The organism is Rhizobium sp. BR 362, from assembly GCF_036528765.1.
GTDB lineage: Bacteria > Pseudomonadota > Alphaproteobacteria > Rhizobiales > Rhizobiaceae > Rhizobium.
The window spans coordinates 41556-61305 of record NZ_JARWGH010000010.1; the positions used below are offsets into that span (position 1 = coordinate 41556).

Consider the following 19750-nt stretch of genomic DNA (forward strand, 5'->3'; position numbering starts at 1 on the left):
CGCAATCTTAGAAGGGGAATGATGATGGTTGAACCCGTAGGTGCCCGCGGAACTGCAGTTTCCGTGAGAAAGCGTTCTTCCTTCTTTGTTAGACCGGCTGCCGGGACCGCGACCTTCCGGCAAGATGGCATCTCCTCCGTGATGGATGATCCTGCGGTCCGGGAAAAGCGTTTGAAGATACCGCCGCTCGATGTGGCGGAAGTCGTCGTCGCCTTCGGCATCGACGCTGGTTACCTGCCCCATGCGGCGGTGGTACTGACATCTCTGATCGACAATGCGCGGGGCGCTCGATTCCGCTTTCTGATTGTGCATGACGGCATATTAATCGATCAGCGGGCGGATTTGGAGCGCTGCGCACCGGGCCAAAGGTTCGAATGGCTCGAGATCACGGATTCACGCGTGTTGAACATGGAAGGCAGAAGGCATGTAAGCCGCGCGGCTTACCATCGGTTGGCATTGCCCGATCTAGCACCGGCCGATGTCAGCAGGGTTGTTTATCTCGATGCGGATGTTGTCGTCATCGGTGACATACGCGAGCTTTGGACGCAGGAGCTCGGCGAGTGCGCAATTGGTGGCGTCTATGACGTTGGTATCGATTCCGAAGCATTCGCAAAACATTTTGGATTGCCACCGAAGCGATTGGCCTATTTCAACTCCGGCATTCTTTTGCTGGACCTTGCAAAGATCCGGCAAAGCAACGAGTTTTCGCAGGTCCTCGATTTGCTCGAGACACGGTTCGATGAGCTTGATCAAATCGATCAGGATGCGCTCAACATCGTCTTTTGGGGGCGATGGAAACATCTTGATCCGCTTTGGAATGTCCAACGCCGGATGCTGATGCAGGAGGGAAGGCCGTGTTTTGCCGAAAAATCAGAGATGGCAAACGGTCGGCGGCCAAAGATCATCCATTTCACCGAGCACAACAAACCGTGGTCGATCGACGGATATCATCCTTACATTTGGAAATACTATCATTACCTCCGGCGCACGCCCTATTGGGAGGCGATCAACAAGCTTGGGGAAACAAATTTCAAAAAAAGTATTCGTCGGCGCATCAAGACGACACTGATCTGGGCGCTTTTAAAGCCATGACGGTTTGCCTGGAAAGGCCGCTTCTTTTATCTCCGCGCAGAGGGTTTCCTCACTGGTAGCCGCCTGTTGCCGGGGCTCGTTTGCATTGCGCCAGATGTCTCGCGAACCCGGCACTTAGAACCTATGGCCGAATAATGGACGACGGCTTCATTCATCTTGGCGCCTTATTAATCGGCGAAATTTTTTATAGTGTGCGTTAAGCGTTGTGTGTGGGGCGGGAAAGCTGAATGACCGAACTTTCAATTTCACGAGCCCTTCGCAGCGGAATTTTGTGGAGCAGTATCAATGCGATCCTCTCCCAGGCAGCGGGCTTCGTCATTTTTTTGATCCTTGCGCGGGCGCTGCCGCCTGAACTCTTCGGCGTCGTTGCATTGTCGTCTGTGGTTGCCGACTTCCTTGCCAATGAAGGCAGATACGCCGGGATGGACGCCGTTATCCAAGCAAACGGATACGACCGGAAGACACTGAATTCAGCTTTTTACAGTTTGTTATCCATCGCGCTGCCGTTTTCGGCACTGTTGGTTATTGCTGCACCAATTGTCGCCGATTACCAAAACGCGCCTCTGATCCAATATTTCATGCCGATATTCGGATTGATGCTTTTGGCGACCCCTTGGCTTTCGGTGATGGATGCTTTGATCATGAAGGATCTTGGCTTCAAGACATTCACGCAGCGCAATATCGTCAGCACGTTTGCAGGGGGGGCTGCCGGCATCATGCTTGCTTTTTCGCCTTGGGGAATCTGGGCGTTGGTTGCCCAAAGGATGGTATTTCTGGCGGCAGTCCTGCTCTTCGAGTATCGCTGCACGCGTTGGCATCCAGGATTTGACGCGGATTGGCGCATTGCGCTAAGCATTTTGCGGCGCTTCATCCCCCTATGGTCTGTCGCCGCCCTCAGTCTTTCGATGCAGCGTGCGGTCATCTTCATATTTGGCTTGCGGTATGATGAACGGACCGTCGGCTTATTTCGCGCCGCCGACCGCATCAGTGAAACGATGCAGGGGCCTCTGATCGGCCCGCTATTTTCGCTATGGCTTCCGCTGATGACAAAGGTCCGGGGCGACCTCGTTAAGGAACAGGAAGTCTACGTGGCAATCATTCGAACGGCTGCGTTTGTTTCATTGCCTGCGTTCAGCGGCCTGATTGTCGTTTCTGATGATATCGTGGCTTTGCTTTTGCCGCACACCTATAACGGGGTTGCGCCGATCATTCGGGCAGTCGCCATTACATCCTTGATGATCCCGATCGCCTGGTTTAACCCAATTGCCATGAACGCCCTGAGTATGAACAGGGCTTCATTGAAGTATAGTACGGCGGTGGCAGTGACCTGCATCACGGTACTGTTGTGCTTGCCGAAGATTTCTCCTCAGGCTGCCATTATCTGGATGTCCGTGCCCGCTTTGGCTTACGGTCTTGCCGGAAATCTATTTCTCCATAACCGATTGGGATTGTCGCATCTTTCAGTATACCGGGGTTTGGCTCCCGCGGTAATTGCATCTGCTTTTATGGCTCTTACGACGTGGTGGATGAGGTCACAAATGCTCGATTGGAGCATCGGCCTTCGCCTCGGGACGACGATCCTGATTGGGGTGGTCGCGTATTTGGGCTGGCTTGGACTTTTTCATCGCCAATGGATGACTGAGCGCGTCAATCTTCTGCTTGGCCGTAGCTGAGATGGGAGGCGCGTCCGGGTTGCCGATTTGATTGCATCCGCGCCAAACGTTAACATAATGACGTCGGCAGCCGGAATGCGTGCCCAGAACGCGGTGGCAGGCTAAGTCTCATTCACGTGAAGTGCGTGTAAGTCTTCCACGCAAGTGACAAATATTGATCCTTTCTTCCGCTGCCTGTGTAGCTGATGCTCATGGTCGCACGAAGCGGTTTGCCTTTGCAGCTTTATTCATATCCTTACGGCGGAAGTAGATCGCTCGACCGCAACGGATTGGGCTATGCCCCTGCACAACGATGATCTGTTCGTCCTTTCGCATGGACTGGATGATCTCGTGCGGCAGGATCAATTGTCTCCGTTGAAAATTTACGCTCTCCGACCTGGCTGCTGCGCCGTGTTTGTTGGTCCAACCGACATTGCGCGAGCGCCCATGAACCTCCACGGTCATTTCTCCGCACTGGGCCGAAACAGTTCGGGCGGTTTCGAGCGCCTTGATGGCAGCATAGGAAACGAAAGCGCATCCTTCGATCCAAGACGTCGCACCATCCTTCCCGAAATGTCGCTCTAGTTGGCCCACAGATTGATACATCAGCATCATGGTGATGCCGTACTTGCGCCCGCGGTCGCGTGCTTCCTCCAGCGCCCGCATGTAACCTAGCAAATCCACCTCATCCAGCATGAAGAGGGCGCGGCGGCTGAAAGCGCCATCGGCCTGCATCATAGCATTGATCAACGAGCCGATGATCACCCGCCCAATACCTGGATAAGACCGTAAGATGGGCGCGGGGATGTTCAGGAATACGTCCGTGTTGCTTTTGAGGATGTCGCTTGACCTAAAGGTGTTTCCGCAAACAAGGGAGGCGTAGTTCTCAAGCGAGAGCCACTGTGTATCCTTTGACGCGGTCGAATACACGCCGCTGAAAGTCTGCTCGGTCATATTGGTGAACACGCCCAGCGTTTCACGAATGAAGGCGGACCTGGAGTTCGCCTGGATGTCGCGAAGCATGGCAAGCACCGAAGGCTCAGGCTCGGACACGATCTGACGCAGGCTACGAAGGTTTCGGCGCCCGGCATATTCGGGTGAAAGCATCACGTGGGCGAGCAGCCCGGTTAAAAAATTGTGAGCTTGGTTCTGGAAGTAGGATCCAGTGGATGAGTCAAAACGCGCACTGTCCGACATCAGCATGTGGGCGATGCCAACGATGTCCTCCTCCTTGTGCTTCGAGGCCTCGATCCCATCGAGAACGTCGAAACCTACGACCGGGTTCGACGGATCCAGCACCATAACATCGCGTCCAAGGGAGCGGATCCGATGCCCTATAACAATGGGGGTGGCTTCGGTTGAGGGATCGAGGCAGATCAGCGGACCAGTATAGCGAAGCGCGGTTGGCACTACATTGCTTGTGGTCTTGAACCCGCCGGAACCGGCAAAGAACAGCATGTGGGTTGAATCGAAGTTCTGTTTGTAAGTGAGCAATGGAGCCTTGCCACCCTGGCCCCATGTGCTTCGATCGGTGGGATCGAACGCCAGTTTCTGAATGGTTTCATTATCGACGCGATATCGCTCACCCACTACGATCTCGCCGTCCGGCGGGAACAGCTTGGCTGCTGCGGACATTGAGAGCCAATCGGCATTCCCGAAGATGCCGTGCTTTGCACGCTTGACTGGCTCAGGAACGACGACGGAAATGCGAGCGGCAATTGCTGCGGCCATGAAGCCGACCAAAGCGCCAATGACCGCGCCGATATCCAAATATGAGAGCGCCTCGTCCCAGGAAACTATTCCGTGTTCAACCCACGGGACAAGGCGGCTATATTCGCGTAACGCATAAAATCCAGTCACGGTCAGCAAGCATAGAAGGCTTGCTACTGCCACCGGTCGACGCTGATGCAACGGCAACCTGCAGACGATTAAGAGTCCTGCAGATGGGCCGAATCCGAGGGCGGGGATCGGCGCCGCCCGTAGAAACCAGTATATGGTTTTGCCGGGCAGGTTGGCAGCGATTTCCTGCCATCGCCAACCAGTGATGTAGACAGTCATGGCGGTGACGGCGAGTGGCACGAGGACGAGCAGAAGTCGCGGATGTAATCTGCCCTTCATCGCCATTTTGCCGTCTCGTCAGTGCCTGGCGAGACGTTGTCCAATGAAGGAGGCTTGGATGCCTTTTCGCCGGCATCGCACAGCCGCCGATGTTCGACTGAGCCTGGGACAACCTTCGCTAGCTCAAGCAAGCCGCCGAGAAGAAAAGCCCTATCGGAATTCGACAGCCCGGCCTTGACGACAATGTCACCAAGCAGGAACTTTTCCCGAGCTCTTTGTTTGCGCTCAGCTGTCATATGTTCGTTGCGCCTCAGCTCTAGACCCGCTATCCGCTGATCGATGCGTCTGAGCACCTGCGTCAGTATTCCCTTTTTTTGCATCTTGGCGAAATTGCGCGGCGATCTCTTTGAAGATCTGATCGAGCTCGTCGTCACCAATGTCCATCTCGGCTAGGCCTGATTTAGTCGCGGCGCGGGAGAAGCGCTCGGCGGATTTAACTATCAAATTTCGTTTTCGTTCGAGGAGTTTTTCGATCTGCGCGTCGATGTCAGATATCGATGATTTCATAGTTCTTTCCTCATAGATGGACGTGTCAATCACACATTCGGAATGCTATTATACTGACTAGAATACGTCAGTAAAATAGGCTATTTTTACCCCGACTACCAGTGCGATCTGCGCAGAAAGGATTAAAATCTTCATGGCAATTATGTTCATCAGAGCGCAGATGATCAGCAGAGGTGCGGGGCGCAGCGTCGTCTCGGCGGCCTCGTATCGTCACCGAAAGAAGATGGTGGACGAAAGGATTGGCGTTCCGTTTGCCAATAAGCGCAACCGATCGGATCTTGTGCACGAGGAGCTGGCGTTGCCTGATCGGGTGCCGGATTGGCTGCTTGGAGCAATTGAAGGGCTGACGGCCGCCGGTGCCAGCGAAGTCTTGTGGAATGCTGTTGAAGCCTTTGAAAAAAGAGTGAATGCGCAGCTTGCTCGAGAGCTGATAATCGCGTTACCTGAAGAGCTTACGCAGGCAGAGAACATTGCGCTCGTGCGGCAATTCGTGCACGAGAATTTGACCAATAAGGGTATGGTAGTCGACTGGGTTTATCATGAGAAACAAGGTAACCCGCATATTCACTTGATAATGACCTTACGTCCGCTGACCGATGAAGGGTTTGGCGCTAAGACAATGGTCGTTAACCGAGAGCACGGTCAGCTGCGGCGCGTGCCTGGGTCGGACGGGCGGAGGGAAAACACTGTCCGTCGCAAATGGGCTGGCAACCGCAAAACGCTGAAGGAGTGGAAGATCGCATGGGCCGAAACGGCCAATCGCCACCTCTCGCTTGCCGGCCATGATATCCAACTTGATGGACGCTCCTATGCCGAGCAGGGATTCGAGGGTCTTGCCAAAACACGTATTAGCATCGCGAAGACTGCCCTGATTAAAAAGGGCACGGACATGTTTTTTTCGCCGGCTGAGCTTGCGCGCCGACAAGAGGTGGCTAACAGGCTGCTTGCCGATCCGGAGCTTCTCTTAAAACAAATCAGCAACGAACGTTCCACTTTCGACCAACGCGATATCGCCAAGGCCCTGCATCGTCATGTCGACGATCCCACCCAGTTCGCGAATATCCACGCGAAGCTGATAATGTCTGACGAGCTTGTGGTGCTGAAGCCGCAACAGGTCGACCCTGAGACCGGTATGACGGCCGAACCGGCCATTTTCACGACGCGTGACATGCTGCGAGTCGAGTTTGAGATGGCGCGGTCGGCGGACGTCTTATCAAAGCGCGTTGGGTTCGCCGTTGCGGAGAAGCACGTCGCCGCCGCCATCAGACGTATCGAGACGCGCGATCCTCAACTGACCTTTCTTTTGGACAGAGAACAGGTCAGTGCAATCCGCCACATCGTACGGGACAACGGTATTGCCGCCGTTGTCGGACTTGCTGGCACCGGCAAGTCAACGCTTTTGGAAGCTGCGCGCATAGCCTGGGAAAAAGACGGGCGACGCGTCATTGGCGCCGCCCTTGCGGGTAAGGCGGCAGAAGGATTGGAGAATAGTTCGGGAATTCACTCGCGAACACTGGCCTCCTGGGAGGTCTCCTGGGGTGCCGGGCGCGACAGCCTTGCGCGTGGTGATGTATTTGTCATCGATGAGGCTGGCCTGGTGTCATCGCGTCAGATGGCACGTGTTTTGAAGGTCGCAGAGGAAACCGGCGCGAAGGTGGTTCTGATTGGTGATGCGATGCAGTTGCAGCCAATCCAGGCGGGTGCTGCGTTCCGTGCCATCGTGGAGCGCATAAGCTTTGCTGAGCTTACCGGCGTGCGCCGCCAGCGCGAGGATTGGGCCCGCGATGCATCCTACCTGTTGGCGGTCGGGCGGGTGGAACCAGCGCTCGATTTGTATGCCGCGCACGGTCGCATCGTCGAAACTAATAGCAGGGAAGAAGCCATCAGAAGGATCGTTGTCGATTGGACAAGAGTTAGGATTGGGCTTCTCGGCGCAGCCAACCCTGAAGGTGATAATGTGCGCGCGCGCGGCGATAAACTACTCGTTCTTGCCCACACAAATGCGGATGTTAAGCGGCTCAACGAAGCCCTACGAGCGACATTGGTCGAACGGCGGATCTTGTACGAACACCACGCCGTCATGACGGAGCGCGGCAAGCGCGAATTCGCCGTTGGGGACCGCATCATCTTCCTCGAGAATGCGCGTTTCGTCGAACCGCGAGCTGAACACCTGGGGCCACAGCATGTGAAAAACGGTATGCTTGGGACGGTGAGGACCATTACTGGGCGGGATGCCCACACGCTGCTGTCGGTTCGTCTTGATAATGGCCGCGAGGTAGTCTTTGGCGAGCACAGCTATCGCAATATCGATTATGGGTATGCGGCGACAATTCACAAGTCGCAGGGCGCGACCGTCGATCGGACTTTCGTTCTGGCAACCGGCGCAATGGATCGGCATCTGACCTATGTTGCAATGACACGTCATCGCGAGCGGGTGGATCTTTATGCGGCGAAAGAGGATTTTGCCCCGCGAAGGGACCGGGAAAAGCAGGCGCGTATTGATCATGCCGCCGGCTTCAGTGGTGAGCTTGTGGCTGTCGGCCAGGCAAAGTTTCGGGACGATACCGATGTCAATCTAACTCCTTATGCTGACGTGAAGATCGAAGGTGCACAAACCCATCGCGTGTGGGGCGTCGGTTTGCTGGCTGCATTGGAGAAGGGCGGTATTCGCATCGGTGATACCGTAAGTCTGCGTAAAGACGGCATCGAGCGAGTAACGGTGAAGGTACCTGCTATCGACACCACGACCGGCGCAACACGCTATGAAGACCGGCTGGTCGAGCGCAATGCTTGGACGGCGCAGCGGCTTGAACGTGCCGGGTCGAGCGGCGAACGTGTGGGCTCGCAAAGCCATAGGCCGGAGTTGTTCGAGCCATTGGTCGAACGCCTCTCGCGCTCGGATGCAAAAACGGTAACGCTCGATTACCAGAACGAAGCTAGCTACCAGCGCCACATCGATGATTTTGCGCGCCGCCGGGGTATTGTCCGCCTTGCCGAAGCTTCAGGTGAAGTCGAGCAGGCTTTAACCAGACAGTGGGCAGGGATTGTCGGCAAGAAGGAAAGATTAGCTGAGCTTTGGAGGCGCGCCAGCGTTGCATTAGGGTTGGCAATCGAAAGGGAACGGCGCATGTCCTACGACGAGGACGGGTTGATGTCACAGTCACAGCCGGCAGCCCGTAAGAACGTGATGGACGTTCCGCGCTATCTCGTGGCGCCGACGATGTCATTCCCTCTGAGCCTGGAGGAGGACGCGCGCCACGCTCAGATGACATCTCGAGAGTGGAAGGAGCGGGAAGCCAGTTTGTGGAGCGTGCTCAGAAAAATCTATCGCGATCCGGATCAAGCCCTCATCATGCTAAATCAAAAAATTCTGGCAAATGATGGAGAGCCGAGACGAGTTATGGAGGCTCTCGCTCGTGTGCCGGATCAGCTGGGGCGACTGCGCGGATCAGAGGAACCGGCCGACGGCGGAATGTCGCGCCACGAATTCGACAAGGCTACGGCTGCTGTTGCAAATTTGATTCCTTTGGCAAGAGCTCATGCTGAAGCGTTCCTGAGAGATGCTGGTGATTTCGAAAGACGCGAGCAGATTCGACGTTCCGCAATGTCCGTGTCCATTCCGACACTCTCCGAAAAGGCGCTTGTTCTGTTATCCGAAATTGACGCGGCGCGTATGAAAGGTGGAAAGGACGCTTATAAATCTGCATTTGCCCTAGCCGCCGAACATCCGGCGATAATGCGGGAGCTCAACCAAGTTGGCGAAGCCCTGACAAAACGCTTCGGTGGGAGCGCTTTCACATCGAAACCCGACATTCTCGCCGAGCGTAGCATGATCGAACGCATGCCCCCGAACTTGACACCAGAAAAACGCCAGGAGCTCGCAAGGCTATTTGAACTCGTAAGGCATTTTGCCGAAGTGCAACAGATTGAGCGGGATAACCCTTCGCGGGTCTTTGCCACCGTAAGCGGCTCCAAAGACAAAATTGTTCCGATGATTCCCGCAGTCGCCGAGTTTAATACGCCCGTTGAAGAGGAGACTCGGCGTCGAGTGTTGACCAAATCCGATTATCAGCGGCAACGTGCGCGATTTGCACAGAATGCAACACGCATCTGGCGTGATCCTGCAAGTGCGGTTGGAACAATCGAAGATTTCATTTTCAAAGGCATATCTCCCAAGCGGATTGCAACCGCCGTTCGCAACGATCCAACTGCATATGGTGCACTCCGGGGTTCGGGCAGAACGCTCGACCGTCTGCTTGCACCCGGTCGTGAGCGGAAGGAGGCGTTGCAAGCAATTGCCGACGTCGATATCCGCATCAAAGAGCTTGCGTCTTCTTATGCTGAGGCATTCGACCGAGAGAGCCAAGCCATTGCAGAAGAGCGTCGGCGAATGGCTATCGCCATCCCGGGATTGTCGCGATCCGTACGCGACGAGCTCGCACGGTTGAGCAACATCGCAACGTTGGACAATCAAGCTTTCGATGCTGCAGTGAACGCGTTGGACCCACAAGTTCGTGCGGAATTTGCCGCAATCAGTAAAGCGCTCGATGCCCGTTTTGGGCGAAACGCGATTGAGCATGGCGATAAGAGTGCCGCCAACTTCTTATCCCCCACACAGCGCCAAGAATTCGAAATTATGCGCGAGTCTCTAAGGGTGTTGCAGCGGGCGGTTAGGATCGGCAGTCAGAAGATTGTCGAAGAGCGTAATACACGTTCGATCAATGGAACACATGAGATCGGGAACTAGGGGTCGAGAATTGTGGCGGCAGAAACGACGATCTTACTTTTCGTCAAATGAGTGCACCAGTGCGACTGAGATGCGACTCATCATTCTGGCCCCGGCGTCCGGTGCTACGCCTCAAGGTGGGTTGCGCCTTCGGACCAGTACCCGCTTCTGTGTGCCGCGCAATATGGGTACCTTCGACTGCAATCAATACCCAAATTGGGCCGGCTTCGAGAGCCGCCGGCCCCGCGCAGACAGACACCGAGGAGGGGATAAGGCGGTGGTGAGGTGTAGCGGGGTCGGTCGAAAATTCCAGCGTCAGCCGTGAGCGCGACGAACAGCCCACCTTTTCTTTTGTGATTGGGGCCGTGAGATAAGCTCCTTCATCGATAGGAGCGGAACGGAATGGTTGGAGATCGCGCTGATGCCATGYTTGAAGTCATGGATGAAGGCATGCATGAAGCCAGGCATGAGGGAAAGTATCGTCGGATCGAGGTGATCACCGGTCGGCGGCAGCGGCGGAATTGGACTGACGAGGAGAAGGCGCGGATCCTTGCGGAAAGCGCGGAACCTGACGTGAACATCTCGGCCGTTGCCCGGCGCTGGGGCGTCAATCGCGGCTTGCTGAACGTCTGGCGTCGGGAAGCCGGGCTGACCTCTCAACGAACCGCAAAGACCTGCACGAAGCAGGCGATGTTCGTGCCGGTGACGATGGTTGGCGATCGAACGTCTCCCGAGAGCTCGCCGTCAGATGTCGCCCACTTCGCCGCAGGTCGAATTGAGATCGAGATTGCTGGCGCGCGCATGACAGTTATCGGCTCGGTAGCACCTGAACTGGCACAAGCGATGGTGGCGGTTTTGCGAGGTCGCCGGTGATCGGAGTTTCGCCGAGTGGCGTGAAGATCATGGTGGCGACGCAGCCTGTCGACTTCCGGCGCGGCATGAATGGCTTGGTGGCTTTGGTGGCGTCAGCGCTTGCGGCCGATCCCTATTGCGGGGACGTGTTCGTGTTCCGCGCCAAGCGTCTCGATCGACTTCGCTGCATTATGGCTCTGGCATGATCCTAGCGACGAAGTGGTTGGAAAGCGGAAAGTTCGTTTGGCCGCCGATCCGCGATGGCGCGATGCAGATGAGTGCCCAGGAGTTCTCGCTTCTACTGGCCGGCATTGACTGGACGCGCGTCAAACGAAACGCGGTGAGGAGGCCCTCAAAAGCAGGCTGATCCTATTGGTTTCGCTTGAAGATTCAGGCTCATATGATAGGGTCAGTCATGCCGCTTCGACCCGATCCCTTGCCCCAGGATGCTGCGCAATTGACCCGGATCATTCTCTCGCTTGACGAAGAGAATGCCGATCTCAAAGCGCGTGTTGCCTTGCTGGAGGGCCAACTCTTCGGCACGAATCGGAGAAGATGACGGTGCTCGATCCGGCGCAGGCAATGCTCGATCTTGGCGATCTAAGCGACATTCCCGTTGCTGCCAATGACGATGTCGCGCCGGTCGATGACGACAAAACGCAGGCACGGAGATCGCCAGCTCGCAATATCGGCCGTCAACTACACCACTCCCATGGACACGATCCGCGCCTTTCAGTGATTTTCAGTGAACTCACACTCGGCCGGCCCCCCGCGGATCCATTGAGATTTGGAATGGGAGAATTTGAAGAGCCGCGTCTCGAGTACCGTTCTGATGCCAAGAAAGGTGAGGATATTTTCTGCAGCGACCAAGCAGACCAATCCGGTATCTGCCACCCCGACAACGGCATAGCCGTCTTCAAACTCAAGGATTCGCGCCCGGTCTCTCACGGGCACTGAATGACACAGACCCGTGATCGGCCGGCAAATTTGCTCCAGCAATGTATTGGCATCGGATAGTGGAATATCGATTTCCGTAACATACTCGTACATCTTGAAGCCGCCTTTGATTTGCGGGTGTAGCTCGGCCTTGCGCTGATGAATTCGGACTTAGTGCACCTCTCACGGTGTAATTCGCGAGGGCTTTCTAATCCGAAGCATTGATCGTCAGTTTGATTCCTGTTCCGCGCGCGCTTCGGTGATGGCTCGTGCCAATCCCTCTATTTCCTCCATGGTGTGGCTAGCTGTGACGCAGATGCGCAGGCCAGCCTTGCCCTTTGCAATGGTCGGGAAAAAGATGACGGAGGTGAAAAAGCCTTTATCAAGAATACGGCGAGCGGCACGGATGGCTGAATTTTCGTCTCCGAATTCTATGGTGCGAATTGGCAGCTTTGAGCCAGCCTGTTCGCTTGCCACCTTTCGATCGAACGCAGTAATCCTCCGTCCGAGCGCGTCTTGACGGAACTTGAGTTCTTCGGTGCGATGAAGCGCGTGTGATCCATGGCAGCGCCAATTGCTGCAAGATTCAGCGACGCGGAAAAGGCATAGGCAACGGAAAAACGGCGAAACAATTGTTCCTGCCGTGATGTACCAAGCATCAGCAAACCGCCCGAAGCACCAAAGCCCTTGCCGAGCGATGCAGCAATGATCGTGCGCTCGCCAAGATTCGGACCTAATTGCGATCTCGCGAATCCTTCGCCTGATGTGCCGAAAAGGGAAATACCGTGAGCGTCATCAATGTAGAGAAACAATCCATAGCGGTCTTGCAGAGTCAGGAGATCTGCAATCAGCGCGCTGCCACCCATGGAATACACACCATCACAGACATAAACGACCCGATCGTTGCGCCGGCAGATGTCCTCAAGTGTGTTGAGATCGTTATGAGCGATTGTTTCCACTTGCGTTTCGCAGGCTGCGACGGGCTTATGGAAGGCGAGTGTTGCGTGAGCCAAACGATCAAAGACGATTGTTGGTCGCTTATTCTCAGTCAGATGCCCCGATGCTAACAGTGGCAAGGCTCCCATATTGGCCGCCAATACCGTGGTGTAGGTGATGACCCGCGCTGCGAATAAGTCGGATAGAGCTTCTTCCAATTGGCCGAGGAAGCCGAAATTCAATCTCGTCCTGGCACAGGACCAATGCAGCGCCTTATGTTGTCTCACCGCCTCTACGGCGCCTTCGAGAATACGCGGATGATTGTCTAGGCCGAGGTAGGAGCAGCGAACGAAGTCTACAACCTTGCGGTCGTGGGAGACCGTGGGCAAGAAAACGGATCGATCCTTTGATGGCTTGACATAGAGGGCCATGAGGCCCTCTTGTTCAGCGGCTGCCAAATTTCGTTCGGCGAAATCGATAACGCTAAGAGTATTGCGGTAAGACCGCGGCACGGCTGCAGCCGTGGGCGATTGATGTTCATCGCTCATTGGAAAGATCCGAATTGTTTGCGGTGGGACCAACGACGCGATCAGTGAATGGATACTTTCGCGGCGTTCGCATCTTAACTGAGACGCGACGTGATTTTATTGCCGTGGAATGGTCCGGGGAACAACGATGATTGCGAGAATATTGTCGGAAGATACTGAGAAGCCAATGACACGAAAGTCGAAGGTTTTATGAATGCGCTGCATGCAGGCTCTATTTGTGACCGGATGATTGCGACGGATCTTTCTGCCTTCAACTTATCTTATCAGAGTCTTCAAGTGCGTAGCCAGCGCCACGCACCGTGCGGACAATGTCGCGACCTATGATGCTCTTGAGTACTCGACGTAGACGTCCGACATGAACATCGACGGTTCGCGGCTCGACGAACAACCCTGCTGGCCAAGCCGCTTTTATTAGGTCGTCCCGGCTGAACACATATTCTGGTCTTTGCATGAACTGTTGAAGAAGACGAAACTCGATCGGACTGAGCCGCACATCATGACCTTTGTAATCAACTCTTCGAGCATCAAGCTCCATAGTGATTTCCGCGTAGATCAAGATGTTACGTGAATGTTTCTCAACGCCTAGTCGCGAAATCTTTTCCGGCAATAAGCTTCCCAGGTACGACAAAAAACGCTCTGGATTGAATGGGCGCATGAAAATCTCATTCACGCCTGTTTTAAGCGCCTCGAGGTAGAGTTCCTGATTGCCGGCTCCTACGAATACAGCGATGGGCAAAGCCTTATGGCTTGAAGCTGCCCTGACTTCCGTCACGAAATCTCGGATGGGGAGAGCATCGATGTCACAGTCGATTATCACGGCCACCAGGCCATCTAAGCTCATCCTGGCCAGCGTTTCTTCCGTCCCCTCGGCCAAGATGGAATCGAAACCTTCCCCATTCAGGATATATGCAAGGAGAAGATATAGCTCATAGTCTAATGAGCAAATGAGGACGAGCGGTTTCATCGATAGCGGCCTTTCGAAAGATGAGGCGATCCGCCAAGCAAGGCTCGGCAACGCTCAGCACTCGTTGATGCAACAAAAGTGATCTTCGCTGGTCGCGCAAGCGCCGAATTTCGCGTTAGCGTAGCGTAATTTTTCTGTCACAATTCGATATTGCGTGTAAATAGGGAAAATGCTAGTTTTTCGATTGAACAATTGTTGCAACAAAATAGGAGAGCAATTCAGCTTCTGAAAGTCAGGGCATTAAACAGGAGAGAGGTAGTTCAACGATCCAGCTGGATCGGCCAAAACTATAGGAAACGGCCAGGGATCACACGACACAAGCAATATTCGCAGTCGTGACTCACTCGTGAGAACAACGTCCGGCCAACTAATCGACCCGTGTCGGACACTCGCGGGAGAATTTCCTATGGCTGTTTCCGGTTCTTCTAAAGATTGCCAATTGTCTTTCCCAGATGCCAATATCTCTACTTTGTTCGAATCAGAGCCTGGAGCCGCAGCATCAGCGGCGCTGGCAGTTTATGGTGCTGATGCCGCTCTTGCCGTAGCTTGGTGCGCACTATGCGCCAAGATGGACGGGCGCGTCATGGACGGCCACTTCTGGTTCGAGGTTTTTAATCTATTACGTCGCGGCGGAGCTTTGTCGGTTGGCGGACCGATAAACAACGCCAAGCGACCGACTGGAAGGCGCTTGCTTTGACTACGCTGCAAAAAAAGACTGCGAAAGCGTGATATAGGCGTTTTGCTCCTCAGAGCCGTGATCGCCTCCGGTACCTATCGAACTAAATCTGAGATTTGGCTCTTTGACCGGGATCTCGACGTTGTGAAACTATGCGTCAATAGCTGCGTTGACGCGATAGTCGGTGCTAAGGGCCGACGATGTTGCTAACAGGAACGACGCCCGTCCGGCCGATATCAATGGCCGCAACTAGCGATGTGCCAGGTACGCTGCATTCGTAGGAAGCATCATCGCAGTTCGACGCCAACGTTCGCGCAAAGGTATAGCACGCGTTTGGAATGCGTCCCTTTTTGGCATCAACTGTCGCACGAGTGAGTATTTTATGATATAGGCTGGCGCACAGCCGCTGCTCAAGGCGCCCGCCGCAACGATTCCCCGAACCGCAGATCGAAGCCCTAATTGAACCTTGGAGGGACTGGAGAATGGCCAAAGGCATACGAATACTCGCCCCTGTTGGCTATCCCTGGGAGTTTACCGGTCCACGGATAAGACATTACGAAACAATGCGACGGAAATTTATCCCGTTTGATAGGCTTGGACGCGGATGGGACGGTTTTACTGTTTTCAACCCAATCGATGTTGTCCGGTGTGATCTTATTCACGCGTTTAATAGAATCCCTCTGAATGGCACGCCATTCATTATCGGCTTTGAATCACACCTGCCCCGAACATTCTCGCCCGACGCAAATTACTACAGGTCCTATTTATATAAGAAGCTCCTTTCCGAAAAATGCAGGCGTATCGTTGCCATCTCAAATTTTGCCAAGCAGAATTTCGTTGCGGGATTGCATGCAGATGGACTGTCGGAACAGGAACGTGAAGTCCTTATCTCGAAGACGACAATCCGCTATCCCAATATAATCATCGACAGCGTGACGCCTCCTCAGTTTCAGGGAAGTTTGGAGATTTTCGAGCTGACTTTCGTCGGAAACCACTTCGGAAGGAAAGGAGGGTGTGTGGCCGCGAGAATTGCGGAGCTTGCGCAGGAAAGGAAACTTCCTCTGCGGGTAAACATAGTATCAAAGCTTCAAATGGGAGGATCCATATGGACTGATCCGGTCGATGGTAAGGTCCTGGAGCGATACGTAAAGATGCTGACCCTGCCAAATGTCAGCTACTTCCAGACATTGCCAAACCGCGATGTCCTGGCCCTCTTTGACCGGAGCCACTTCTCTCTTCTAACGACTTTTTCGGACACCTTTGGCTTCAGCGTAATCGAATCCATGTCGAGAGGAACGCCAGCCCTTTGTACTGCCCAAGGCGCATTGCCGGAATTTGTCGCCGACGGGGTCAACGGCCTCATGATCGCCCCGGCTCTGACACCTGGATTATCACACTGGGGCCCAGAAACTGATGAGAGAAAAACCCCAAAGTTCGAAAAACTGTATCAGGATGAAATAGAGCGCATGGCGATCGAGAGCGTTCGAAAAATTGAAGCAATCCTCAATGACCATCAAAGCTATATGGCGATGCGCCCTGCCGCCGTGAACACGTGCAAACGATTGTTCGATGCGAGAGACGCTGCAGAATTCTGGAACGACACCTATCAAACTGCGCTGGCCGGCCGTTCAGGGAAATATCCAACGTTAGTGCCAGCGGGCGTGGAAAAGCGGTAAAGGTTGGAGTCTCTCTCACATTCCCGCGCGCCTTGCGGTCCGCAATCTACGAACTGGTGCGGCCGCGCGTTGGCGCAGGGTGCGCTCGCATGGGCTCACGCTCTCGCAGATATTATTCTCGGCCTTCGCACGGTCATATGGGTGGACGAAAATGCCAGCGCTCTTTCGTAAACAAATCAAGCGGTGAAAGGCAAGTTTTTGCGCAGCTTCCAAACTGGCTCGACCGAGACGCCTCAAATACCTAAGCAGAGATACTTTACTTCAACGTAGTCATCGATCCCATACTTCGAGCCCTCGCGACCTTGACCGGATTGTTTAATGCCACCGAATGGTGCCACTTCGGTTGAGATTAAGCCGGTGTTGATGCCAACCATCCCATACTCGAGAGCTTCTGCGACCCGGAAGATCTTGGAGACGTCCTTGGAATAGAAATACGAGGCAAGGCCGAATTCTGTGTTGTTTGCCATCTGCACGACATCTTCTTCGGTTTCGAACTTGAAGATCGGTGCGACCGGCCCAAAGGTTTCCTCTCGGGCAACTTTCATTTCCGATGTGACGCCGGTGAGGACTGTCGGTTGGAAGAACAGGCCACCCCTGGCGTCTGGCTTTCCACCAATTTGGATATTCGCTCCCTTGTCAAGCGCGTCAGCGATGTGTTCCTCCACCTTTGCAACGGCCTTCTCGGTGATGAGCGGCCCGGCGCCGACCCCGGGTTCGAAGCCATCACCGACTTTGATCGCGCCGACCTTTTCCGCAAGCTTCTGAGCGAAAACGTCATAAATTCCAGACTGAACGTAAAGGCGGTTTGCGCAAACACACGTCTGCCCATTGTTGCGGTATTTGGAAATCATTGCGCCTTCCACGGCCGCATTGACGTCAGCGTCATCAAACACGATGAAGGGTGCGTTTCCGCCAAGTTCAAGGCCGAGCTTCATGATCTTGGTGGCTCCCTGCCTCATAAGAATTTTGCCGACGCCTGTTGAGCCGGTAAAGGTCAGCTTCCGCACCTTTTCATTTTCGGTGAATTCCTTACCAATAGAAGCCGAATCTCGTGACGTGATTACGTTGAAGATGCCAGCTGGAATTCCGGCACGTTCGGCAAGAAGAGCAAGTGAGAGTGCAGAGAGCGGAGTTTCGGCCGCGGGTTTCGAAACCATCGCGCAACCTGCCGCGACCGCGGGAGCAAACTTGCGGGCGAGCATGGCGTTCGGGAAGTTCCAGGGGGTAATTGCAGCGACGACACCTATCGGTTGCTTCAGCACGATAATGCGCTTGTCGGCCTCGTGGCCTGGAATCGTATCGCCGTAAACACGTTTTGCCTCCTCGCCAAACCATTCAACGTAGGATGCCCCATAGAGAATCTCGCCCTTTGCTTCGGCGAGCGGTTTTCCCATTTCCATTGTCAGGATGACCGCAAGATCGTCTGCGTTTGCGACCATTAGATCGTAAAGCCTTCGCAGAGCCGCCGCGCGGTCCTTACCGGTTTTCTTCGCCCAGACTTTTTGGGCGTGATAGGCTGCATCGATTGCGCGTGCTGCGTCGTCGCGAGAGAGGTCTGGGAGTGTCGCGACAAGATCGCCGGTCGAAGGATTGAGTACATCAAACGTCTGGCCATCTTCACTGTTCGATACCCAGTCTCCAGCTATAAGGGCTTTGTCGATCACCAGCGATGGGTCAGAAAGCTTCGATAGAAGTGAATCTGCGATGGTCATGTTTTAATCTCCTTCGCATTCGCGCAGCTTCCTTTCAAGAACGAACACGTCCTCTGCGAAGAAGTCGTCCTGGGTACTGATGGCGCCAGGAGGCGAATGATGTTGCTATAGATGCCGCATTTCAGGAGGATCAATCATGTGGAGCGCGCGCTAAACGTCCCTGTCATTGCGCGCACGTTCTACGGATCAACCTTCCGCCGATCTTTATCGGGGTGCATCTGCGTGAGTGTTCGGTAGGACAATGCTGAATATAATCCCCTTGGAATTTAAGCGGCCTTAGTTAGCAGCTTCGTTTCCGGCGACATTGAATGTCCTGCTTACTGTATCCAGTTATTCCACTGTTCCAGCAATTCGGCGGCATGATCGTTGATCCATTTGGCATCAGGCACGACGATGTTGTCGCGCACGTCTTGGGCACTCGGCATCTGATCGCGAACAGCTTGAGGCATCAGCGCGATCGCCGCGCTACTCGGCGGTGTACACAACAACGCTTCACAGACCTTGGCCTGAATATCCGGCGAGTCCAACCAGAAGGCGATGAGCTTGAGCGCGTTGTCGCGATTAGGCGCACCTTTCACCACAGTGAGGCGATCGCCCACGAGAAATGCTGCCTTGTTCGACCAGGCGATCGAACGCCCTTCAGACTTAAGCGCGCTTGCTCTCGTTAGCCAAATTTGCCCAACGCTGTATTCTTTCTCGCGAAAGCCTTGAACGCTTTGATCCCCTGTCTTCCACCAGAGCGAAATTGATGGCCGTAATTCGTCAAGTTTTTTTAGCGCGCGGTCCACGTCAAGCGGGAATAGGTTTTCGCGTTTTACACCATCAGCCAGAAGTGCGGCGGCCATGACACGCCATGGATCATCGAAGTTCGGGAACGAACGCCCACCCGGAAATTTAGTTGTATTCCACATGTCAGCCCAGGTCGCCGGTTGACTGCCCACGAACGCCTTGGGATCGTACGCCATCAAGGTGGCCGTGGAAAAAAGCCGGACGCCCGCTGGAATACAGGCGTCGGGGACTAGATCCTGCCTATCTTTGAACTGCACACAAAAACTGTCGAGCTGTTCGGCTATGGCGAGATGGTCCTGCGAGCTGACCTGGATTTCTCCATCGGGATAGAGGTCCCACGTCACATTGCCCGTCTTGACCATCGCCGCCGCCTTAGCGCGCATCTCGGCGTTGGTCGCCGCGACTGATACGACCTGAACACCGGTTTTGACCGTAAACGGATCGAACCACCATTTCCTCAGTGCCGCATCGTACGCACCGCCAGTGGTCGCGATCACGACTCTGTCGGTGGCAAGCGCTGGTCGCGACGTAGCGCCCCCCATGAAAGCGGCCGCGCAAAGCATAGC

13 protein-coding genes and 3 pseudogenes are annotated in these 19750 nt (G+C 54.7%); 8 read left to right on the forward strand and 8 right to left on the reverse strand.

Annotated features, from left to right (window positions below; all coding sequences use genetic code 11):
- Positions 1 to 171 precede the first annotated feature (171 nt).
- Together QDY28_RS15565 and QDY28_RS15570 are read left to right on the forward strand one after the other, a co-directional pair.
- Positions 172 to 1092 (forward strand): glycosyltransferase family 8 protein, encoded by a 921-nt coding sequence (locus QDY28_RS15565; protein ID WP_331382586.1) that lies wholly within the window; start codon positions 172 to 174, stop codon positions 1090 to 1092.
- Positions 1093 to 1319: 227 nt separating this feature from the next.
- A complete protein-coding gene (locus QDY28_RS15570; RefSeq protein WP_331382587.1) occupies positions 1320 to 2765 on the forward strand; it encodes an oligosaccharide flippase family protein in 1446 nt (481 codons plus the stop codon).
- A 189-nt stretch (positions 2766 to 2954) separates the two neighbouring features.
- Here the strand turns inward: QDY28_RS15570 and traG are convergent, their stop codons facing one another.
- The 3 genes from traG to QDY28_RS15585 are packed head-to-tail and all read right to left on the reverse strand — an operon-like array spanning position 2955 to position 5369.
- Complete coding sequence (gene traG, locus QDY28_RS15575) at positions 2955 to 4868, reverse strand: Ti-type conjugative transfer system protein TraG (protein WP_331382588.1); 1914 nt, start codon at positions 4866 to 4868, stop codon at positions 2955 to 2957.
- The gene (locus QDY28_RS15580; protein ID WP_331382589.1) at positions 4859 to 5098 is read right to left on the reverse strand and encodes a conjugal transfer protein TraD; all 240 of its coding nucleotides are present in this window, start codon (positions 5096 to 5098) and stop codon (positions 4859 to 4861) included. Before QDY28_RS15580 ends, traG begins: the two co-directional genes overlap by 10 nt.
- Entirely contained in the window at positions 5088 to 5369 is a 282-nt protein-coding gene (locus QDY28_RS15585) for a TraC family protein (protein WP_331382590.1), read from the reverse strand. The genes QDY28_RS15580 and QDY28_RS15585 overlap by 11 nt, the downstream gene beginning before the upstream one ends.
- Before the next feature lie 133 nt (positions 5370 to 5502).
- Between QDY28_RS15585 and traA the strand changes: the two genes are divergently transcribed.
- The 4 genes and pseudogenes from traA to QDY28_RS15605 all read left to right on the forward strand — a co-directional run.
- A complete protein-coding gene (gene traA, locus QDY28_RS15590; RefSeq protein WP_331382591.1) occupies positions 5503 to 10116 on the forward strand; it encodes a Ti-type conjugative transfer relaxase TraA in 4614 nt (1537 codons plus the stop codon).
- Between the two features lie 381 nt (positions 10117 to 10497).
- Positions 10498 to 10968, forward strand: a complete 471-nt coding sequence (gene tnpA, locus QDY28_RS15595; protein WP_331382592.1) for an IS66-like element accessory protein TnpA — start codon at positions 10498 to 10500, stop codon at positions 10966 to 10968.
- Positions 10965 to 11314: pseudogene (gene tnpB / locus QDY28_RS15600) on the forward strand (IS66 family insertion sequence element accessory protein TnpB). The gene tnpA and the pseudogene tnpB overlap by 4 nt, the downstream one beginning before the upstream one ends.
- Before the next feature lie 48 nt (positions 11315 to 11362).
- Positions 11363 to 11655: pseudogene (locus QDY28_RS15605) on the forward strand (IS66 family transposase); the annotation flags it as partial.
- Between the two features lie 24 nt (positions 11656 to 11679).
- Here QDY28_RS15605 and rctB read toward each other — a convergent pair.
- The 3 genes and pseudogenes from rctB to QDY28_RS15615 form a co-directional block, all read right to left on the reverse strand.
- The gene (gene rctB / locus QDY28_RS31005) at positions 11680 to 11997 is read right to left on the reverse strand and encodes an SMa0974 family conjugal transfer regulator (protein WP_442967531.1); all 318 of its coding nucleotides are present in this window, start codon (positions 11995 to 11997) and stop codon (positions 11680 to 11682) included.
- A gap of 114 nt (positions 11998 to 12111) precedes the next feature.
- Positions 12112 to 13367, reverse strand: a pseudogene (locus QDY28_RS15610) (8-amino-7-oxononanoate synthase family protein).
- Positions 13368 to 13617: 250 nt separating this feature from the next.
- Positions 13618 to 14331, reverse strand: a complete 714-nt coding sequence (locus QDY28_RS15615; RefSeq protein WP_331382593.1) for a winged helix-turn-helix transcriptional regulator — start codon at positions 14329 to 14331, stop codon at positions 13618 to 13620.
- A gap of 406 nt (positions 14332 to 14737) precedes the next feature.
- On the opposite strand from QDY28_RS15615, the gene QDY28_RS15620 reads away from it, so the two are divergent.
- Positions 14738 to 15028: a hypothetical protein gene (locus QDY28_RS15620; protein WP_331382594.1), complete on the forward strand. Its 291-nt coding sequence runs from the start codon at positions 14738 to 14740 to the stop codon at positions 15026 to 15028.
- A gap of 461 nt (positions 15029 to 15489) precedes the next feature.
- A complete protein-coding gene (locus tag QDY28_RS15625) occupies positions 15490 to 16683 on the forward strand; it encodes a glycosyltransferase family 4 protein (protein WP_331382595.1) in 1194 nt (397 codons plus the stop codon).
- A 233-nt stretch (positions 16684 to 16916) separates the two neighbouring features.
- Here the strand turns inward: QDY28_RS15625 and QDY28_RS15630 are convergent, their stop codons facing one another.
- Complete coding sequence (locus tag QDY28_RS15630) at positions 16917 to 18395, reverse strand: NAD-dependent succinate-semialdehyde dehydrogenase (protein ID WP_331382596.1); 1479 nt, start codon at positions 18393 to 18395, stop codon at positions 16917 to 16919.
- Positions 18396 to 18712: 317 nt separating this feature from the next.
- Positions 18713 to 19747, reverse strand: a complete 1035-nt coding sequence (locus tag QDY28_RS15635; RefSeq protein ID WP_331382673.1) for an extracellular solute-binding protein — start codon at positions 19745 to 19747, stop codon at positions 18713 to 18715.
- Positions 19748 to 19750 lie beyond the last annotated feature (3 nt).

Bases quoted from the DNA above. Each gene is read 5' to 3' on its own strand.
- QDY28_RS15615 (WP_331382593.1), bottom strand. From the start codon at position 14,331: ATGAAACCGCTCGTCCTCATTTGCTCATTAGACTATGAGCTATATCTT.
- QDY28_RS15635 (WP_331382673.1), bottom strand. From the start codon at position 19,747: ATGCTTTGCGCGGCCGCTTTCATGGGGGGCGCTACGTCGCGACCAGCG.
- traA (WP_331382591.1), top strand. From the start codon at position 5,503: ATGGCAATTATGTTCATCAGAGCGCAGATGATCAGCAGAGGTGCGGGG.
- QDY28_RS15580 (WP_331382589.1), bottom strand. From the start codon at position 5,098: ATGACAGCTGAGCGCAAACAAAGAGCTCGGGAAAAGTTCCTGCTTGGT.
- QDY28_RS15570 (WP_331382587.1), top strand. From the start codon at position 1,320: ATGACCGAACTTTCAATTTCACGAGCCCTTCGCAGCGGAATTTTGTGG.
- QDY28_RS15585 (WP_331382590.1), bottom strand. From the start codon at position 5,369: ATGAAATCATCGATATCTGACATCGACGCGCAGATCGAAAAACTCCTC.
- QDY28_RS15620 (WP_331382594.1), top strand. From the start codon at position 14,738: ATGGCTGTTTCCGGTTCTTCTAAAGATTGCCAATTGTCTTTCCCAGAT.
- traG (WP_331382588.1), bottom strand. From the start codon at position 4,868: ATGGCGATGAAGGGCAGATTACATCCGCGACTTCTGCTCGTCCTCGTG.
- rctB (WP_442967531.1), bottom strand. From the start codon at position 11,997: ATGTACGAGTATGTTACGGAAATCGATATTCCACTATCCGATGCCAAT.
- QDY28_RS15625 (WP_331382595.1), top strand. From the start codon at position 15,490: ATGGCCAAAGGCATACGAATACTCGCCCCTGTTGGCTATCCCTGGGAG.
- QDY28_RS15630 (WP_331382596.1), bottom strand. From the start codon at position 18,395: ATGACCATCGCAGATTCACTTCTATCGAAGCTTTCTGACCCATCGCTG.